This is a genomic window from Marivirga arenosa (genome assembly GCF_030503875.2).
Classification (GTDB): domain Bacteria; phylum Bacteroidota; class Bacteroidia; order Cytophagales; family Cyclobacteriaceae; genus Marivirga; species Marivirga arenosa.
This window is the reverse complement of the sequence record NZ_CP129968.2, coordinates 3,273,402-3,290,055: the sequence shown is the minus strand read 5'-3', so window position 1 is coordinate 3,290,055 and position 16,654 is coordinate 3,273,402. Positions and strand designations below refer to the sequence as shown.

General features: G+C 32.7%; 17 protein-coding genes. 9 read left to right on the top strand and 8 right to left on the bottom strand.

The genetic code is table 11. The features are described 5' to 3' along the window. Positions 1-71 precede the first annotated feature (71 nt). From gcvH to QYS47_RS14105, 6 genes are all read left to right on the top strand, one after another. Positions 72-452 (top strand): glycine cleavage system protein GcvH, encoded by a 381-nt coding sequence (gene gcvH / locus QYS47_RS14130; protein WP_308356057.1) that lies wholly within the window; start codon positions 72-74, stop codon positions 450-452. Between the two features lie 80 nt (positions 453-532). Next, positions 533-826, top strand: coding sequence for a VanZ family protein (locus tag QYS47_RS14125; protein ID WP_322346869.1), 294 nt, complete (start codon positions 533-535; stop codon positions 824-826). 84 nt (positions 827-910) lie between these two features. After that, the gene (locus tag QYS47_RS14120) at positions 911-1,591 is read left to right on the top strand and encodes an energy transducer TonB (RefSeq protein ID WP_302101625.1); all 681 of its coding nucleotides are present in this window, start codon (positions 911-913) and stop codon (positions 1,589-1,591) included. A 125-nt stretch (positions 1,592-1,716) separates the two neighbouring features. Next, positions 1,717-3,045: a DNA recombination protein RmuC gene (gene rmuC / locus QYS47_RS14115; RefSeq protein WP_308356058.1), complete on the top strand. Its 1,329-nt coding sequence runs from the start codon at positions 1,717-1,719 to the stop codon at positions 3,043-3,045. 30 nt (positions 3,046-3,075) lie between these two features. Beyond that, the gene (locus QYS47_RS14110; RefSeq protein ID WP_322346868.1) at positions 3,076-3,855 is read left to right on the top strand and encodes a peptidase associated/transthyretin-like domain-containing protein; all 780 of its coding nucleotides are present in this window, start codon (positions 3,076-3,078) and stop codon (positions 3,853-3,855) included. Positions 3,856-3,916: 61 nt separating this feature from the next. Beyond that, positions 3,917-4,666 (top strand): carboxypeptidase-like regulatory domain-containing protein, encoded by a 750-nt coding sequence (locus QYS47_RS14105; protein ID WP_308356060.1) that lies wholly within the window; start codon positions 3,917-3,919, stop codon positions 4,664-4,666. A 36-nt stretch (positions 4,667-4,702) separates the two neighbouring features. Here QYS47_RS14105 and QYS47_RS14100 read toward each other — a convergent pair whose 3' ends face one another. From QYS47_RS14100 to recQ, 4 genes are all read right to left on the bottom strand, one after another. Continuing rightward, a complete protein-coding gene (locus tag QYS47_RS14100) occupies positions 4,703-5,167 on the bottom strand; it encodes a gliding motility lipoprotein GldH (protein WP_322346867.1) in 465 nt (154 codons plus the stop codon). After that, on the bottom strand, positions 5,167-6,414 hold the full coding sequence (locus QYS47_RS14095; protein WP_308356061.1) for a PSP1 domain-containing protein: 1,248 nt from the start codon (positions 6,412-6,414) through the stop codon (positions 5,167-5,169). The genes QYS47_RS14100 and QYS47_RS14095 overlap by 1 nt, the downstream gene beginning before the upstream one ends. 97 nt (positions 6,415-6,511) lie before the next feature. Next, entirely contained in the window at positions 6,512-7,795 is a 1,284-nt protein-coding gene (gene purD / locus QYS47_RS14090; RefSeq protein ID WP_322346865.1) for a phosphoribosylamine--glycine ligase, read from the bottom strand. A 92-nt stretch (positions 7,796-7,887) separates the two neighbouring features. Then, the gene (gene recQ, locus QYS47_RS14085) at positions 7,888-10,065 is read right to left on the bottom strand and encodes a DNA helicase RecQ (RefSeq protein WP_322346864.1); all 2,178 of its coding nucleotides are present in this window, start codon (positions 10,063-10,065) and stop codon (positions 7,888-7,890) included. A 399-nt stretch (positions 10,066-10,464) separates the two neighbouring features. Here recQ and QYS47_RS14080 point away from each other — a divergent pair, with 399 nt between their 5' ends. Next, positions 10,465-11,538 carry a mannose-1-phosphate guanylyltransferase gene (locus tag QYS47_RS14080; protein ID WP_322346863.1) on the top strand — a complete coding sequence of 358 codons (1,074 nt, stop codon included), beginning with the start codon at positions 10,465-10,467 and terminating at the stop codon, positions 11,536-11,538. Between the two features lie 14 nt (positions 11,539-11,552). On the opposite strand, the gene QYS47_RS14075 is transcribed toward QYS47_RS14080, so the two are convergent. Continuing rightward, positions 11,553-11,846 (bottom strand): cupin domain-containing protein, encoded by a 294-nt coding sequence (locus QYS47_RS14075; protein ID WP_302123743.1) that lies wholly within the window; start codon positions 11,844-11,846, stop codon positions 11,553-11,555. Between the two features lie 7 nt (positions 11,847-11,853). Next, positions 11,854-12,582: a VIT1/CCC1 transporter family protein gene (locus tag QYS47_RS14070; RefSeq protein ID WP_322346862.1), complete on the bottom strand. Its 729-nt coding sequence runs from the start codon at positions 12,580-12,582 to the stop codon at positions 11,854-11,856. 124 nt (positions 12,583-12,706) lie between these two features. Here QYS47_RS14070 and ruvB point away from each other — a divergent pair, with 124 nt between their 5' ends. Together ruvB and queG are read left to right on the top strand one after the other, a co-directional pair. Next, the gene (ruvB, locus tag QYS47_RS14065) at positions 12,707-13,735 is read left to right on the top strand and encodes a Holliday junction branch migration DNA helicase RuvB (protein WP_308356069.1); all 1,029 of its coding nucleotides are present in this window, start codon (positions 12,707-12,709) and stop codon (positions 13,733-13,735) included. After that, positions 13,735-14,667, top strand: a complete 933-nt coding sequence (gene queG / locus QYS47_RS14060; protein WP_322346861.1) for a tRNA epoxyqueuosine(34) reductase QueG — start codon at positions 13,735-13,737, stop codon at positions 14,665-14,667. Before ruvB ends, queG begins: the two co-directional genes overlap by 1 nt. Here the strand turns inward: queG and QYS47_RS14055 are convergent. Together QYS47_RS14055 and QYS47_RS14050 are read right to left on the bottom strand one after the other, a co-directional pair. After that, a complete protein-coding gene (locus tag QYS47_RS14055) occupies positions 14,664-15,269 on the bottom strand; it encodes a hypothetical protein (RefSeq protein WP_308356071.1) in 606 nt (201 codons plus the stop codon). The two genes, queG and QYS47_RS14055, sit on opposite strands and share 4 nt — an antisense overlap. Positions 15,270-15,480: 211 nt before the next feature. Continuing rightward, positions 15,481-16,581, bottom strand: a complete 1,101-nt coding sequence (locus tag QYS47_RS14050) for an exo-beta-N-acetylmuramidase NamZ family protein (RefSeq protein ID WP_322346860.1) — start codon at positions 16,579-16,581, stop codon at positions 15,481-15,483. Positions 16,582-16,654: the final 73 nt, after the last annotated feature.

The window sequence follows — 16,654 nt, the reverse complement described above, 5'->3', positions numbered from 1 at the left end:
TTATTTTTGCATCCGAAAAAAGAGTGTAATTTTGAGAAACATTAATTAATAATCATTTAAATATTTAACGGATGAACATACCTGAAAATCTGAAATACACCAAAGATCACGAATGGGTTAAAGTGGAAGGTGATACTGCTATTATTGGCATTACTGATTTTGCACAAAGAGAACTTGGTGACATTGTATATGTAGAAGTTGAAACTATAGATGACGAACTTGGTGAAGGTGAAGTATTTGGTACAGTTGAAGCAGTAAAAACTGTTTCTGATTTATTTATGCCAGTTGAAGGAACTGTATTAGAATTCAACGAAGAGTTGGAAGATGCACCAGAATCAGTAAATGAAGACCCATATGAAAAAGGATGGATGATTAAAGTAAAGCTTTCTGACGCATCACAAGTTGATTCTTTATTATCAGCAGCTGATTATAAAGAATTAATTGGAGAGTAAGGATGTTTTTAAGGTATAATCTGTTTGGGATTATTTGGTTTTTACTCATACTATTGATCGGTTTAACGCCAGGGGAGTCAATGCCACTAACTAATATATGGGATGTTCTTAGCTTCGATAAGATTGCTCATTTTATTGTTTTTGCATTACTGACCTTCCTTTTTATTCTAGGGTTTTCCAAACAATATACCTTTTTGTATTTTCGTTATAATGCTGAAATACTGGCAACAGGTATTAGCTTTTTATACGGATTGATAATTGAATTAGGTCAAACTTTAATTCCTGAAAGAGGTTTGGAGTTTACAGATATAATGGCAAACTCAGTTGGAGTTTTTGCAGGATGGTTTGTATTTTATCTGATTTATAAAATTTAATTTGAAATTATTCGAAAAGATTAAGAGTATAATTTGAATTTAAATCATTAAATAATAGTTTTACTATCTAAACGATGTTTAATTATGGAACTTAAAAAGAATCCGGGAGCAGACATCAACAAAAAGTCAACGCTTTTTTTGAATATAGGATTGGTTATTTCCATTTCCTTGGTGTTTTTTGCTTTCGAGTACAAATTTTACGATGAAGGGCCGGCCATGGATTTAGGTACGGTTGATGATGACATGGAGGAAATCATGGAGATTCCACCAACGGAGCAGCCACCCCCACCGCCACCAAAAGTAAAGCTTCCTGAAATCATCGAGATTCCTGATGAGGAAGAGATTGAAGAAGATATCGAATTAGACTTGGATATGGATATGACTGAAGAGACAGTTATTGAAGATCTCGTTTTCGAAGAAGAAGGTGAAGAGGAAGAAGTTGATAAGGTATTCCAGATTGTTGAGCAACAAGCGGAGCCTCAAGGTGGTATTCAAGCTTTCTACGATTATGTAGGTAACGAACTTGCCGATAAATATCCAAGACAAGCACAGCGTATGGGTATTGAAGGTGTAGTTTACGTTCAGTTCGTGATCGAGAGAGATGGTTCATTAACAGACGTTACTGCCGTTAAAGGAATTGGTGGAGGTTGTGATGAAGTAGCCGTGGAAGTGGTGAAAAACTCTCCAAAATGGACGCCAGGTAGACAAAGAGGTAGAGCAGTTCGTTCTCAGCGAGTTATACCTATCCGTTTTGTATTGAATTAATTGAAAATATCATGATATAGAAAAGCCGGTTTATCCGGCTTTTTTTTTGTCTTTTAATTTATTTTCACACTGGTCATTTAATTGGAATACTTAATTTTGTTATTGAAATCTAGCTTAGGATTCTTATGGAAATTATTGCAGTTGTAATTGGTTTAGTAATTGGAGGAGTATTAGCTTACTTTATCCTAAAATCCCAAAATAATAATAGTGCTGAAATTGATCAGATAAATAATGAAAAACAAAAGCTGCAAACGGATCTTTCCGTTGCCATGAGCCAAAAAGAGAACTTATACGCTGAATTAAAAGAAGAAAAAGATGCTCATAGCAAAGAAAGAGAAAAAAATGTACAGTTAAATAGACAATTATCCACTGTTGAATCAGATTATAAAAATCTTAAAATTAAGTTAGATGAACATAAAGCTGAACTAGCTGAACTACAACAACAATTTAAAAATGAGTTTAAAAATCTAGCTCAAGAAATTTTTGAAGAGAAGAGCAAGAAATTCACAGATCAGAATAAAACGAATTTAGGAGAGCTATTAAATCCACTAAAAGAACGTATTGAAAAGTTTGAAGAGAAGGTTGAGAAAAGTAATAAAGACAGCTTAGTTTGGAACAGTGCACTTAAAGAACAAATATCTTCTTTGAAAGAATTGAACCAGCAGATTACAAAAGAAGCTGAAAATTTAACTAAAGCATTAAAGGGTGATTCAAAATCTCAAGGTAATTGGGGTGAGATGCAACTGGAAGCTATTTTAGAAAAAGTTGGACTTCAAAAGGATGTTCATTATGAAAAAGAGAAAAACTATAAAAATGAAGAAGGCTCCAACCAAAGGCTAGATTATATCATTAAAATGCCAGATGATAAGTATTTGGTATTGGATTCAAAAGTATCCTTAACGGCTTATAGTAATTATTTTGATGCTGATGATGATACTCAAAGAGCTAGGTTTCTTAAAAATCATTTAGATAGCATTAATACCCATATCAAAACATTAGGAGATAAGAACTATCAAAACTTATATGATATCAATCAACCTGATTATGTACTAATGTTTATTGCAAATGAACCTGCTTTAACTATTGCTTTAAAAGAAGACCACAGTTTATATGAAAAAGCATTAGATAGGAATATCGTATTGGTTAGTACAACCACATTGATGGCCACATTGAGAACTATATCCTATATCTGGAAACAGGATCTTCAAAATAAAAATGCGATAGAAATTGCTACTCAGGCAGGAGCCTTATATGATAAGTTTACTAATTTCACAGATGATTTACTAAAAGTGGGTAATAATCTTAAAACTACTCAAAATAGTTATTCTGATGCTATGAAGAAGCTATATGAGGGTAAAGGGAATCTTATCAGAAGGACAGAAATCTTGAGAGAGTTGGGTGCAAAAACCACCAAAACTATAGATAAACGATTACTGGATAGGTCAAGTGAGTAATAATAACATAAGAGATGCGTTTGCAGTTACATGCGTATCTTTTTTACTATCAACCTAATCTTAATTTTTAGTCAAGTTGTACTTAGTCAAAGTCAGATTTCAGGTTTAGTTTATGATGCTGATAATTATTCTTCAATATTTGGTGCCCATTTAAGAAATATAAATACCAATACACAGTCTATTTCAACTAAGGAGGGGAAGTTTAAAATTGAGGCTTCAATTGGTGATACTTTAATTATCTCTCACATATCCTATCAATCTAAATTAGTTGTTGTAAAACAATTATCCTTTCAAAATATTGAGCTAGATGAAGAAGTTACTCAACTAGATGAAATTAAAGTTTATAATTTACCTAATGATGAATTTGCTTTTAAAAGGAAAATATTAAAAACAGAAGTAAAAACTGATGAAAAATTCATCCCATTCGGAGTAACACCTGCTAAGCCGATGGGAGAGATACCAAAGCAATTCGAGAAAGAGTCCGGTTTAGAGTTTGGGGCTGATGAAGATTTTAATCCCTCATTTACACTTCCATTGTCTTATTTTAGAAAGAGGTTCGATAAAAAATACCAATCTAAAATGGAATACTATGAGTTAAAGGCCACATCTGATGATCGTATTATAATTGATAAAAAATATAATAAGGAACTAATCCATAAACTGACAGCTTTGGAAGGTGAAGATTTAATGGACTTTATGAGTTATTTAAATCTTAATAACAAATATATTTTGGAAGCTTCAGATTACGAAATTACCTTATTGATAATTAATTCGTTTAAGGAATATAAATTAGAAAAGTTTAAGGATTAGGATTTTACATTTTGAATTTAATTTATATAATAGTCTTAAATTAAATACGTTTTTAGAGTTAATGCGATTAAGTTTACTTTTCATATTGTTATTTAGTTTTTCTACGGCAATTACTGCTCAAGATCATAATGGTATCGTTTTATCCGAATCTGGTGAAGCTATCTCAGGAGCCCACATTGTGAATATTAGTGCAAATATAATGGCAATCTCAACTGATGTAGGAGAATTCAAATTAGCTGTTAATAAAGGAGATACTTTAGTAGTTTCAAATATCAATTATAATACAAAGCAATTAATTGTAGGGGATCAGAAATATTTGAAAATTGTATTAAGCGAAGCAAATATTCAATTAGATGAGGTAAGGGTCAGTAATATGCCTGAAACAGAATCAGATTTTCGTAGGAAAATTGTAGATATGGGAGTTGTTGAGGATGATGCTTTTGTACCATATGGAATGAAACCTAATAAACCTATGTCAAAAATTCCTAAAAATTATGACCCTAGCTATACTAATTCACTTGGCTATGCTATTAATAAACCCATTTCCTTTATAGTAAAGAAATTAAGTAAGTCTCATAAAGAAAAGCTAAAGTATTACCAGACAGTTGCCAATCAGGGTAATGCTATTCAAAATAGTAAAAAGTATAATTCTGGATTAGTTCAAGATTTAACCGGTTTAAAAGGAGATGAGTTAACAGATTTTATTCAATATCTTGATTTGGATGAAGCCTTTGTTCAACGATCTAGTGATTATGAAATTGCTTCCAGAATTTTGGAAGAATTTGAAAAGTATAAAACTCTGAAAGGATAATCGAGTATTAAATATAATAAAGATAAAGCAATCAAATTATTTTAATTGCTCAATCTTAATTCCCGCAGAAACTATTCCTTCTAATTCTTTTTCACGCATATATTGCTCTAGTTGAATAGTATATTTTCCTTTTTTGGGGAAATAAACGGAATCCTGAATTAATAATTGATGGGAATATATTTCACTTTGTCTATCACCAAAAGGTTTTCCTGTTTTGGCTTCAAATAGCTTTATATTTTGAAGATTTTCATTTAGAATTTCACTTGAATCTTTTAGATAATATTGGACATATATATTCCTGTAGGGATAATCCATTGTGTTTCTTAAATTGAGTTTAACTCTGTAGGGGAGTTCTATACTGTCAATTTCAAATTGAAATAGAACGGAATCCTGCATATTCCAACTTCTGTCGGTGAAATCAATATTTTCCTCAAAATATCTATCTTCAGTACAAGCCGAAGTGAATAATATTATGGCTGAAATAATATAAATAAACCTCATCAATCTTTCTTATTTTTATTTTGTGGGTTTCTGTTTTTATTAAACTTTTTCTTGTTTTTATGTTTTTTAGGTTTCGCTTGAGACTTGTCTTTATTGGTTTGGTTTATAGTCTTTTCTACAGCTTTCACCTTATTTGGTCTGAATTTTCCGCTTTTCTTCTTTTTCTTTTTGGGCTTTGTAAACTTCCGGTCTAGTTTTATTAAATCGCTATTAATCTGCACTGAGTCTTCAATTTCAAGCACGTCTTCCATCAAAGTGTCTGGTTTTTCACCTTGTTTATTCAGTGCAATAATTTCGCTTACCCTTTCTACTTTTACAGGATGCCAAATATTGTCTTCAGAATAACTAAACCACATAATTTTCCTGAATATGTCAGTCTTCTGAAGAGTCAAAGTGCCTTTTTTAGTTTGAATTGGCTTTTCCACCTCAGGGATGTTACTTAATGCATCCATATAGGTATCTAGCTCATAATTAAGACAACATTTAAGCCTTCCGCATTGACCAGATAACTTACTTGGGTTTAAAGACAGGTTTTGATATCTGGCTGCGCTAGTAGAAACACTTTTAAAGTCTGTAAGCCAAGTGCTACAACATAATTCTCTTCCACAACTTCCAATACCCCCTAATCTGCCAGCTTCCTGACGTAAGGAGATTTGTCTCATCTCAACTCTGATTTTGAATTCGCTAGCAAGTTTTTTGATTAATTCACGGAAATCAACTCTTTCTTCAGCTGAGTAAAAGAAGGTTGCTTTCGAATTATCAGCTTGATATTCAACATCAGAGAGCTTCATTTTTAATTTAAGCTCTTGAATAACTTCTCTTGCCTTGTACATAGTAGGCATTTCCCTGTTCTGGACTTCATACCATTTTTCAAGGTCTTTATCAGTAGCAACACGGTAAACGGCTTTTATTTCATCATCATTCTTAACTTTTTTCTTCTGCATTTGTAAGCGTACTAACTCGCCTTGCATAGAAATATAACCAATGTGGTGTCCATTTGGGACATCCACCACCACTGGATCGCCTGTTACTAAGTCAAGATTATGTATATTCCTAAAGAATTCTTTTCTACCACCCTTAAATTTAACTTCAACTACATCGAAGTTATCATAATTAGGGAAATCCATATTGGACAACCAATCGAAAGAATTCATTTTATTACATCCTCCCGTGCTACAACCTCCATTGTTCTGGCAACCACTAGTGGCTCCTTCTTTATTTTTAGTACCACATGATGAGCATCCCATACTATATTTTATTTTTAACTGCTTAATGCAGTGTTATACATTGATTATTCTGAATACCTTTTCCTCAAAAGACAAGTAGAGGGATATTCATTAATCTCTATTCTAGAGCCAATAAATCTTGGCCAATATCTTTTCTGTAATAAATGTCATCCCAGCAAACTTTATTAGCACCATCATAGGCCTTCTTTAGGGCTGATTTTAAATCTTCACCCATGCCTGTAATGGCTAATACTCTTCCACCCGCTGTTACTACTTCTCCATCTTTAGAAGAGGTGCCTGCATGGAAAACTTTAGCATTTTCAACTTCATTAAGTCCCTTTATGACTTTGCCTTTTTGATAACTTTCAGGATATCCTCCTGCTACTAATACAACAGTTGCTGCTGTATTATCACTTATTTTAAATTCTTCCTTATGTAGTGATTTAGATCTTAAACTTTCAAATGACTTCAAAAGATCACTTTCTAATCTGGCTAATACTACCTGGGTTTCAGGATCTCCCATTCTTACATTATATTCAATAACATAAGGTTCGCCTGCCACATTCATTAAGCCAATAAAAATAAAACCTTGATAATTAATTTTATCTTTCTTTAAGCCTTTTATTGTAGGGTTTATGATTTTAGATTCTACTTTTTGCATGAAATCAGCATCAGCAAATTTCACTGGCGAAATAGCTCCCATTCCTCCAGTATTTAGGCCAGTATCACCTTCTCCTATTCTTTTGTAATCTTTAGCAGCTGGTAAAACTTTATAATTTTTGCCATCAGTTAAAACGAATACGGATAATTCTATACCATTCAGGAATTCCTCAATAACTACTTTACTGCTAGCTTCACCGAATTTTTTGTCCTGAAGCATTTCTGTTAAAGTTTTTTCAGCAGTTTTTAAATTCTCACAGATTACCACTCCTTTTCCACCTGCAAGTCCATCTGCTTTCAGTACGTATGGTGGATTTAAAGATTTTAAGTAATTGAGTCCTTCTGATAAGGTAGCTTGTTCGAAACTTGCATAAGCTGCTGTTGGGATATTATGTCTTTGCATAAAGCTTTTTGCAAATTCTTTACTCCCCTCCAAATTAGCACCTTCTTTTCCTGGTCCTATTACTTGGATATTCCTTAATTCTTCTTTTTCAGAAAAGTAATCCGTAATTCCTGCTACTAATGGAGCCTCAGGTCCTACAACTACCATAGATATATTTTCTTTCAAGCAGAAATCAGCAATATTATCAAAGTCGGTGGGGTTAATATCAATATTTTTAGCAATTTGAGCAGTTCCCGCATTACCTGGTGCTACAAACAAATTCCCGCAGTTCTCGCTTTCCTTAATTTTTTCAGTAAAAACATATTCTCTGCCTCCAGAGCCTAGTACTAATATATTCATCTATTTTGTTCTAATTTAGTCATCCTATTATGGATGAGATTTTAATAGTAAAACTAATGAAAAAAATGTCCCAGATTTAACTAGGACAGCAATTAGTTTGCGTAAGTTGATAAAAACTTAATTCTCATCAGCCTTAAATCTTCTTCACTGAATTCATCTTCAAACTCATCCATTGCATCATCTATGCTGTCTGATTCTGAAGACAAGAAATAATCCATAATTTCTTCTTGCTTTTCATCATCAATGATTTGATTTAAGTAATAATCCAGATTTAAGGTTGTACCTGAATAGCAGATTAGTTCAATTTCATCTATCAACTCCTCAAAGGATATGTCTTTCATTTCAGCAATTTCTTCAAGGTCGATTTTTTTATCAACCTGCTGAATGATGAAGATTTTCATTTTTGACTTGTTAACAGATGATTTCACCATTACATCTGCTGCTGTTATAATGTCATTTTCATCCACATACTCTTTTATAAGCTCCATAAAAGGTTTTCCGAATTTTCTGACTTTTCCTAAACCTACACCATTCACTGCTGCAAGTTCATCCTGAGTGGTAGGGTAGGTTGTAGCCATTTCTTCCAAAGATGGATCTTGGAAAATTACATATGGAGGAAGATTTTTAGACTTTGCAACCTTCTTCCGTAAAGCTTTTAATTGAGAAAATAATGTTTCATCAAATGAATTGGCTGAAACGGTTTCTTTTTCTATTTGGTCTTCGTCTCCATCATCCGTATAAACATGATTAACTGTGAATTGAATATCAGTAGGGGCTTCTAAAAATTTCTTTCCTGCATCATTTAATTTAAGGACTCCAATATTTTCAATGTCTTTTTCAAGGTATCCATAAAGCATGGTTTGTCTGATTACAGATTTCCAAAACTCTAGATCTTTATCAGAGCCTACTCCATGAACTTCAAGCTCATTGTGTCCGTAGCTGGTAACATATTGATCATTTGAGCCTCTTATTACATTTACTAAATGATTAATTCCGAAACGTTCTTTCGTGAGTTTTACAGTTTTTAAAACTGTTATCATTTCTTCCTTAGCTTCAAATTTCTCTTTAGGATGTAAGCAATTATCACATTTACCACAGTAATCACCAAATTCTTCACCGAAATAATGAAGTAACTGTTTTCTTCTACAAACTGATGATTCAGCATAAGAAGACATTTCCTCTAATAAGAGTTTTGCATTTTCTTTTTCTGTTACTGGCTTGTCTTTATTAAACTTTTCAAGCTTTAAGATATCGTTATAGCTGTAAAACATTAAGCAATCACCTACTAAGCCATCTCTACCAGCTCTACCCGTTTCTTGATAATAGCCTTCTACTGATTTTGGAGTGTCATAATGAATTACAAAACGAACGTCAGGTTTATCTATACCCATTCCAAATGCAATTGTAGCAACAATGATGTCAACATCTTCATTTAGAAAGTCGTCCTGGTTTTTCATTCTAGCACCACTTTCTAATCCAGCATGATATGGAGCTGCATTAAAGCCATTAACATTCAGGAATTCTGCAATTTCTTCAACCTTTTTTCTACTAAGGCAATAGATTACACCACATTTTCCTTTCCGTTCATTCAAAAATCTTATAAGCTGCTTTTTCGCCTGATTTTTAGGGCGAACTTCATAATAGAGATTTTCTCTGTTGAAGGAAGATTTGAATACATTAGCCTCCTCCATATTAAGATTCTTCTGTATATCAAGTTGCACTTTTGGAGTAGCGGTTGCAGTTAATGCAATTATTGGAATATTAGAAATCTGCTGAAGGATCGATTTAATCTTTCTGTATTCTGGACGGAAATCATGACCCCATTCTGAAATACAGTGAGCCTCATCAATAGCAGCAAATGATATGTTTGCTTGCTTAAGAAATTCAACGTTTTCTTCTTTCGTTAAAGATTCGGGTGCTACATAAAGAAGTTTTAAGTCTCCACTCATTACTTCTTTTTTCACCCTTTTAGTTTCTGTTTTTGTTAGGGTTGAATTTAAAAATGCCGCATTCACACCTAAGGCTACCAAAGTGTCAACTTGGTTTTTCATTAGGGCAATCAGGGGTGAAACCACTAATGCTGTTCCTTCTTGGGCAATGGCAGGTAATTGATAACAAAGGGATTTACCTGCTCCTGTAGGCATAATAACAAAAGTATTATGGCCTTTTATTATATTTTGCATAATCAATTCCTGATTTCCTCTGAATTGATTATATCCAAATACCTCTTTTAATTTTTGTTTTAAAGTAGCTTCTTGCTCTTCTATCATCTCTTTAGCACAAATTGCTTATTTTAACTTTACTTTTTCTTCTATTTGCTAATGTTATCTCAAAGTTAATGTCTAATTATGAGATACTTTGAATTTAGTAAAAATTATTAAAAAGTATAAGCGAAAACTGTCATATTATATTTCATCTTAGTGTAAGGTAATGCGCGAAATAATCATTTTCGAAGGGTAATAATTGGTTTACTCTGTTTAAAGTGAATTTAAAAAATATGTATCGCAAGTTGACTTTTAATTTTTATATATAATTTTGCAGTTTTGAGCTCATGAATTTTCATGATACAACTTATTTTTCAGTCTAAGCGTTAAGCTTACTGATGCTATAAAATCAACTCGTTTTTTCTCTTATTTTGATTTTTAGCTCATCTCAGAACCATAAACTCTATGAACAATAATAATTATGTAATTATAATGGCTGGCGGAACAGGTACGCGTTTATGGCCAGTTAGTACATCTACTAAACCAAAACAATTTCATGATATACTAGGGGTTGGAAAAACGCTACTTCAAATGACTTATGAGAGGTTTTTATCTAAGTTTCCTAGAGAAAATATCTTTATAGTTACTAATAAGGATTATGAAGGAATCGTAAAAGACCAAATCAAAGGGATTGGTAGTGATCAATTATTACTGGAACCGTATAAAAGAAATACAGCTCCTTGTATTGCATACGCTAGCTACAAAATAGCGAGTAAAAATCCAGATGCGAATATGGTAATTGCTCCTGCAGATCATTTAATATTAAAAGAGGATATTTTTCTACAATCAGTTGCAGTAGCCTTAGATAGTGCTTCTAAAAATGATCAGCTTATTACATTGGGCATGCATCCAAACAGACCTGAAACAGGTTATGGATATATTCAATATATTCCAGATTCAGCTACAATAAAGAAAGTAAAAACTTTTACTGAAAAGCCAGAAATTGGCTTAGCTAAGAAGTTTATAGAAAGTGGAGATTTTGTATGGAATGCAGGTATTTTCATCTGGTCAGCTAAAAGCATTTTAAAGGCATTTGAGGAGTATTTACCTGATTTAGCTGAAATTTTTAATGAGGGGAATACTCAATACTACAGTTCAAATGAGAGGCTATTTGTAAATAAGGCCTATTCTCATAGCCCTAATATTTCCATAGATTTTGGCGTTATGGAAAAAGCTGATAATGTAAAGGTTTTATTAACAGATATCGGTTGGTCAGACTTAGGGAATTGGGAAAGCCTTCATGAGATTAGAGAAAAGGATAAATATGATAATGCCTTAGATGAAAATGTAATGAGTTTTAATTCTACAGGTAATATAGTGACAACTGATAGAAGTGATCTAGTGGTTATCCAAGATTTACATGATTTTTTAGTAGCAGAAGAAAATGGAATAATCCTAATCTGTAAAAAAGACGCAGAAAAAGAAATTAAAGAAATTGTAAATTCTGTTAAACTTAAAAAAGGAGACAGTTTTATATAATCTCCTTTTTTGGATTATTTTATCAAGATCAAGTGACTTTCTAGTATAGACTCTAGCTCATGTTTTACATTAGATTTGATTTCGACATAATTTCCTGACTTTAGTTCATATTTATTGTTGTCCTCATCTTGATATAAAACCTTGCCTTCAATGCAGATTAAAAGTGCATCTGTTTTAGAGCTATGTTCTTTTAGCTTTTCATTATTCAATAACTGAATTGATGTGGTATTACCTCCTAAACTGCTTTTAAAAATCGGTTTAGCAGAGACACCTTTATTTTTCTCATGTAATTCTTTTATGTACTTCATACTTATTTCAGTTTATTATTTGTTCTAGGAAATCTCCTACAAAATAAGCTACAACTGCCGCTAATCCACCTAATAATAAAGTTTCTAATATTCCTTTCCATATAGAGTTATTAGTCACTTTTGATTTTAAGTAACCTATAATAGTAAATCCCATGGCAGTCATTAAACTGGACCATAAAAACTTGTTATCAACATTTACATTAAAGTAGTCTATTACAAAAACAAAAAGAGGAATTAATCCTATAATTAAAAAAGAAACAAAAGTAAATAGTCCGATTTGAAAAGGTGATTTATCATTTTTAACTATGCCTAATTCATCTTTCATCATTACATCCACCCATCTGTCTTTATCTTCTGTAATTACATCTACAATTTGGCTTAATAATGGTTCTTTAAATCCTTTATCAATATAGATATCTCTAATTTCTTGCTTTTCAGTTTCAGGTAAGTTTTCTATTTCCCAATACTCAATCGCTTTCTGTTTTTCGAAATGCTGTATTTCAGATTTAGCAGACATATATGCACCAATAGACATGGAAAATCCATCAGCGAACAAATTAGCAAATCCTAATATGATAATTATGCTATTATCTAGTCCTGCTCCTACAGCACCAGCAACAACTGCAAAAGTAGTGACACTTCCATCTATTCCTCCATATACAAATTCCGATAAGTAATTCTGCTGTCTTCCGAAAAAACCTTTTCCGCTATGGATGTTTTCCTCCATCGATTTCATTTCTTTATTTAAAGCCTAATTATATTTTAATATACCACCCATAAATCAAAATTTATAGTAAGAGTAAATTTTAATTTATCTCAATGCTCAATTTTGATTAACTTGCCACAAATCTAAAAATGGTATGAGAGAAGATTTCTTGACTGGTGATGATGATAATATGAACTCTGAGGAAAAGGAGTTTGAAAAAGCTTTAAGACCCCTGTCATTTGGTGATTTTACAGGTCAACAAAAGACTGTAGATAACATTCAGGTTTTTGTTATGGCAGCAAAGAAACGGGCTGAACCTTTGGATCATGTTCTTCTACATGGCCCTCCAGGTTTAGGGAAAACCACTTTATCTCATATTATTGCCAACGAATTAGATTCAAATATTAAAATAACATCTGGCCCTGTGTTGGATAAGCCAGGTGATTTAGCAGGATTGCTCACTAATCTTGAGGAAGGAGATGTTTTATTTATTGATGAGATCCACAGATTAAATGCTGTAGTGGAGGAATATTTATATTCTGCCATGGAAGATTTCAGAATTGACATCATGCTAGATAGTGGTCCCAATGCAAGGTCTGTTCAGATCAGCTTAAGTCCTTTTACTTTAATAGGAGCAACTACTCGCTCTGGATTACTAACTTCACCATTGAGAGCCCGCTTTGGTATTAATGCCAGGTTGGAATATTATGATGCTGAATTATTAAAGAAAATCATAAAACGTTCAGCCGCCATTTTGAACACCCCTTTGGAGGAAGATGCAGCCTTTGAAATTGCAAGAAGAAGTAGAGGAACTCCTAGAATTGCGAATACATTATTGCGTAGAACTCGTGATTTTGCAGAAATTAAAGGAGATGGGACGATTACGAAATCAATAGCAGAAATTGCATTAGATGCCTTGGATGTAGATCAGCACGGTCTTGATGAAATGGATAATAGAATTTTGACCACTATTATTGATAAATTTAAAGGTGGGCCGGTTGGACTTGGAACCATCGCTACAGCAGTGGGTGAGGAAGCGGATACAATTGAAGAAGTATATGAGCCTTTCCTTATTCAAGAGGGTTATCTTAAAAGAACTGCTAGAGGTCGACAAGCTACTGAGTTAGCCTATAAACATATCGGAAGTGTTCCTCCTGGAAGAATTGGTAGTTTATTTGATTAATGTTATCCCTTAAAGAAAGAAATACTAAGCTCATCAAATCCATTGCTTCAGATTTAGGCTTTGACTTTTGTGGTACATCAAAAGCTGGTTTTCTAGAAGAAGAAGCTCCAAAATTAGAAAACTGGTTAAAGAAAGGATACCATGGAAAAATGAAATACATGGAAAACCATTTCGATAAAAGACTAGATCCTACTAAGCTGGTGGAAGGAGCTAAATCGGTGGTTTCTTTAATGTATAATTATTATCCTGAGGAAGATATTTCAAAAAGTGATTCCTATAAAATTGCAAAATATGCATATGGGAAAGATTACCATTTTGTAATAAAGGATAAGCTAAAAGATTTCATTAGCCGAATTCACCAAGAGATAGGAGAGGTTGATGGAAGAATTTTTGTAGATTCTGCACCAGTCATGGAACGACAATGGGCTGCTAAAAGTGGATTGGGTTGGTTAGGTAAAAATAGTTTACTTCTTAATAAACAAAGGGGGAGTTTTTATTTTTTAGCAGAATTAATCATTGATCTAGAACTTGAAGAAGACGGACCAATAAAAGATTACTGTGGTACATGTACAAAATGTATTGACGCTTGCCCCACTGATGCAATTGTTGCGGACGGTGTAATTGATGCTTCAAAATGTATCTCCTATCTTACCATAGAATTAAAAGATGAGATTCCATCACAGTTTTCAAATCAAATGGAGGATTGGATTTTCGGCTGTGATATTTGTCAGGATGTCTGCCCTTGGAATAGATTTTCTAAACCACATCAAGAACCCCTATTTAAACCTCATTCCAAACTTAAAGAATTGAATACAAGAGATTGGAAAGAGCTTACGCAAGAAGTCTTTAGTGAAATCTTTCGAAAATCAGCGGTTAAAAGAACGAAGTATTCTGGTTTGATGCGAAATATAAATTATATCAATAATGCTTAAGGCTGAAAAATTGTTGGGATAATCTCATCAATTGCTTCTGCATTTCTAGCAAACTGAATGTAATCAGGTAAATCTTTTAACGGCATGCAGAGTAAGCCTATATTTTCTTGTTTACCATAATTGTGAAATTCTGCAACAGAATGTAAATGAAGTTTTATGAAGCCCAAAGGTTCAAAAAATTTCTTTGTTAGTTTCACTAATTGCTGCTCCTTTAGTCTATTATTTTTACTTAGGTTGTAAGGTGAAATAATGGTTGCAGGAATAGTGGTTTCAGGCAAAAAGGGTTTTAAAACTTTAAATGAATCTTCAAAGTTTTCATGACCTGTGAATTTAATTAAGGCATTTTGTTCAATGGGGATATTTTGATGGTAGAATAAAATAGGTCTTTTGAATTTAGCAAGGCTTTTGATAAAGTTGTTAATATCAAATTTAAAGTCTTTGTCACTCAGTTTAGACAATGGTAAAATGAGTTGGTTTTTAAATTCATATTTTGAAAGACAACCATCACATATGCCATTTTTACAGGAATAAAATGATCTTGCAGCTTTCCAATCATCTACTTTAGTACTCTTTTCTTGACTTTTAACTACAGTGCCTTCCATCTTTTCCAATTGTTTTATACAAAAATCGGTTAAACAGAGCGACCTTGCACTGAGATTAGTAAGGAGCAAACATGATTAATGTCATACTTTTTTTTACAAATTTTTGAGCTTGAAATTTTAGTGAGTGTCTGATTTTTTTATTTAAAAATTAGTTGTGTTACTTTCAATATATTGAAAACCAACTCTTTAAAAATCCTATTATGGAATGGGTTTATTTGTAAATTAAATATTTCTCTCTTTTTTTTCTGTAAGCTTCAAGCTCAGCTTGCCAACTCATTCTAATCTCATCTTCTGAAAATCCAGCTTCAATTTGTTTTTGCAAGGATTCTGTACCAGCTAACTTTATAAAGAAATTGTTGAAAAATTCATCTTTATTCGGAAAGGCATTGTAAAAATCAATCAGATATTTCAATGTGAAACCATTCTCAAATTCCTTTGAAGTAAAATCTAAACCAAAACATTTTTCATTTTCAAAAGGAGGGTATTTGCTACTTCCTGGCATACTCACAGGAGTGAAATGATGAGTGTAATTTGTTAGAGTCGGATGCCCTATTTGCTGAAAAGGTTTTTTAGTTCCTCTTCCCACACTCACAACTGTGCCTTCGAAAAGGCATAAAGATGGATATAAAGCAATACTTAAATCGTTAGGAAGATTTGGAGAGGGTTTTATTGGTAATGAATACGTTGATTGATGCGAGTAATTTTGATTCTTAATAACCATAAAATTACAACTCACTTCATTTTTCAACCATTTTTCTCCCTCAATCATATTTGCTAGTTCACCAACTGTTAGTCCATGAAGAATTGGGATAGGATGCATACCCACAAAAGATTGGTTTTCCATTTCTAGAATCGGTCCATCAACATACATTCCATTAGGATTCGGGCGATCTAAAATCAATAATTCTACATTATTTTCAGCACATGCTTCCATAACATAATGCATAGTACTGATATAGGTGTAAAAACGGGTACCAACATCCTGAATATCAAATATTATGATATCTAGGTCTTCAATCTGCTCTTTACTTGGTTTTTTGTTTTTTCCATATAATGAAATGATAGGCAAGCCAGTTTTCTCATCGTAGCCAGATTTCACAGTAGCGCCTGCATCTGCTTTTCCTCTAAAACCATGCTCTGGAGCAAAAACTTTTTTAATATTAATATCATAGGATCTTAAAGAATCCACTAGATGAGTATCATTAATCACAGAGGTTTGATTCACTACCATTCCCACTTTTTTACCTTCCAATATTTTCAAATATTCATTCATCTTATAAGCACCTGGAACGGGTGGTTTCTCTTGAGCCATGCAAGCATTTATTAAAAGCAGAAAAATTAGTCCCAAAAGCGGAATGAGTTTCCTTATGATATTGTAATTTGCA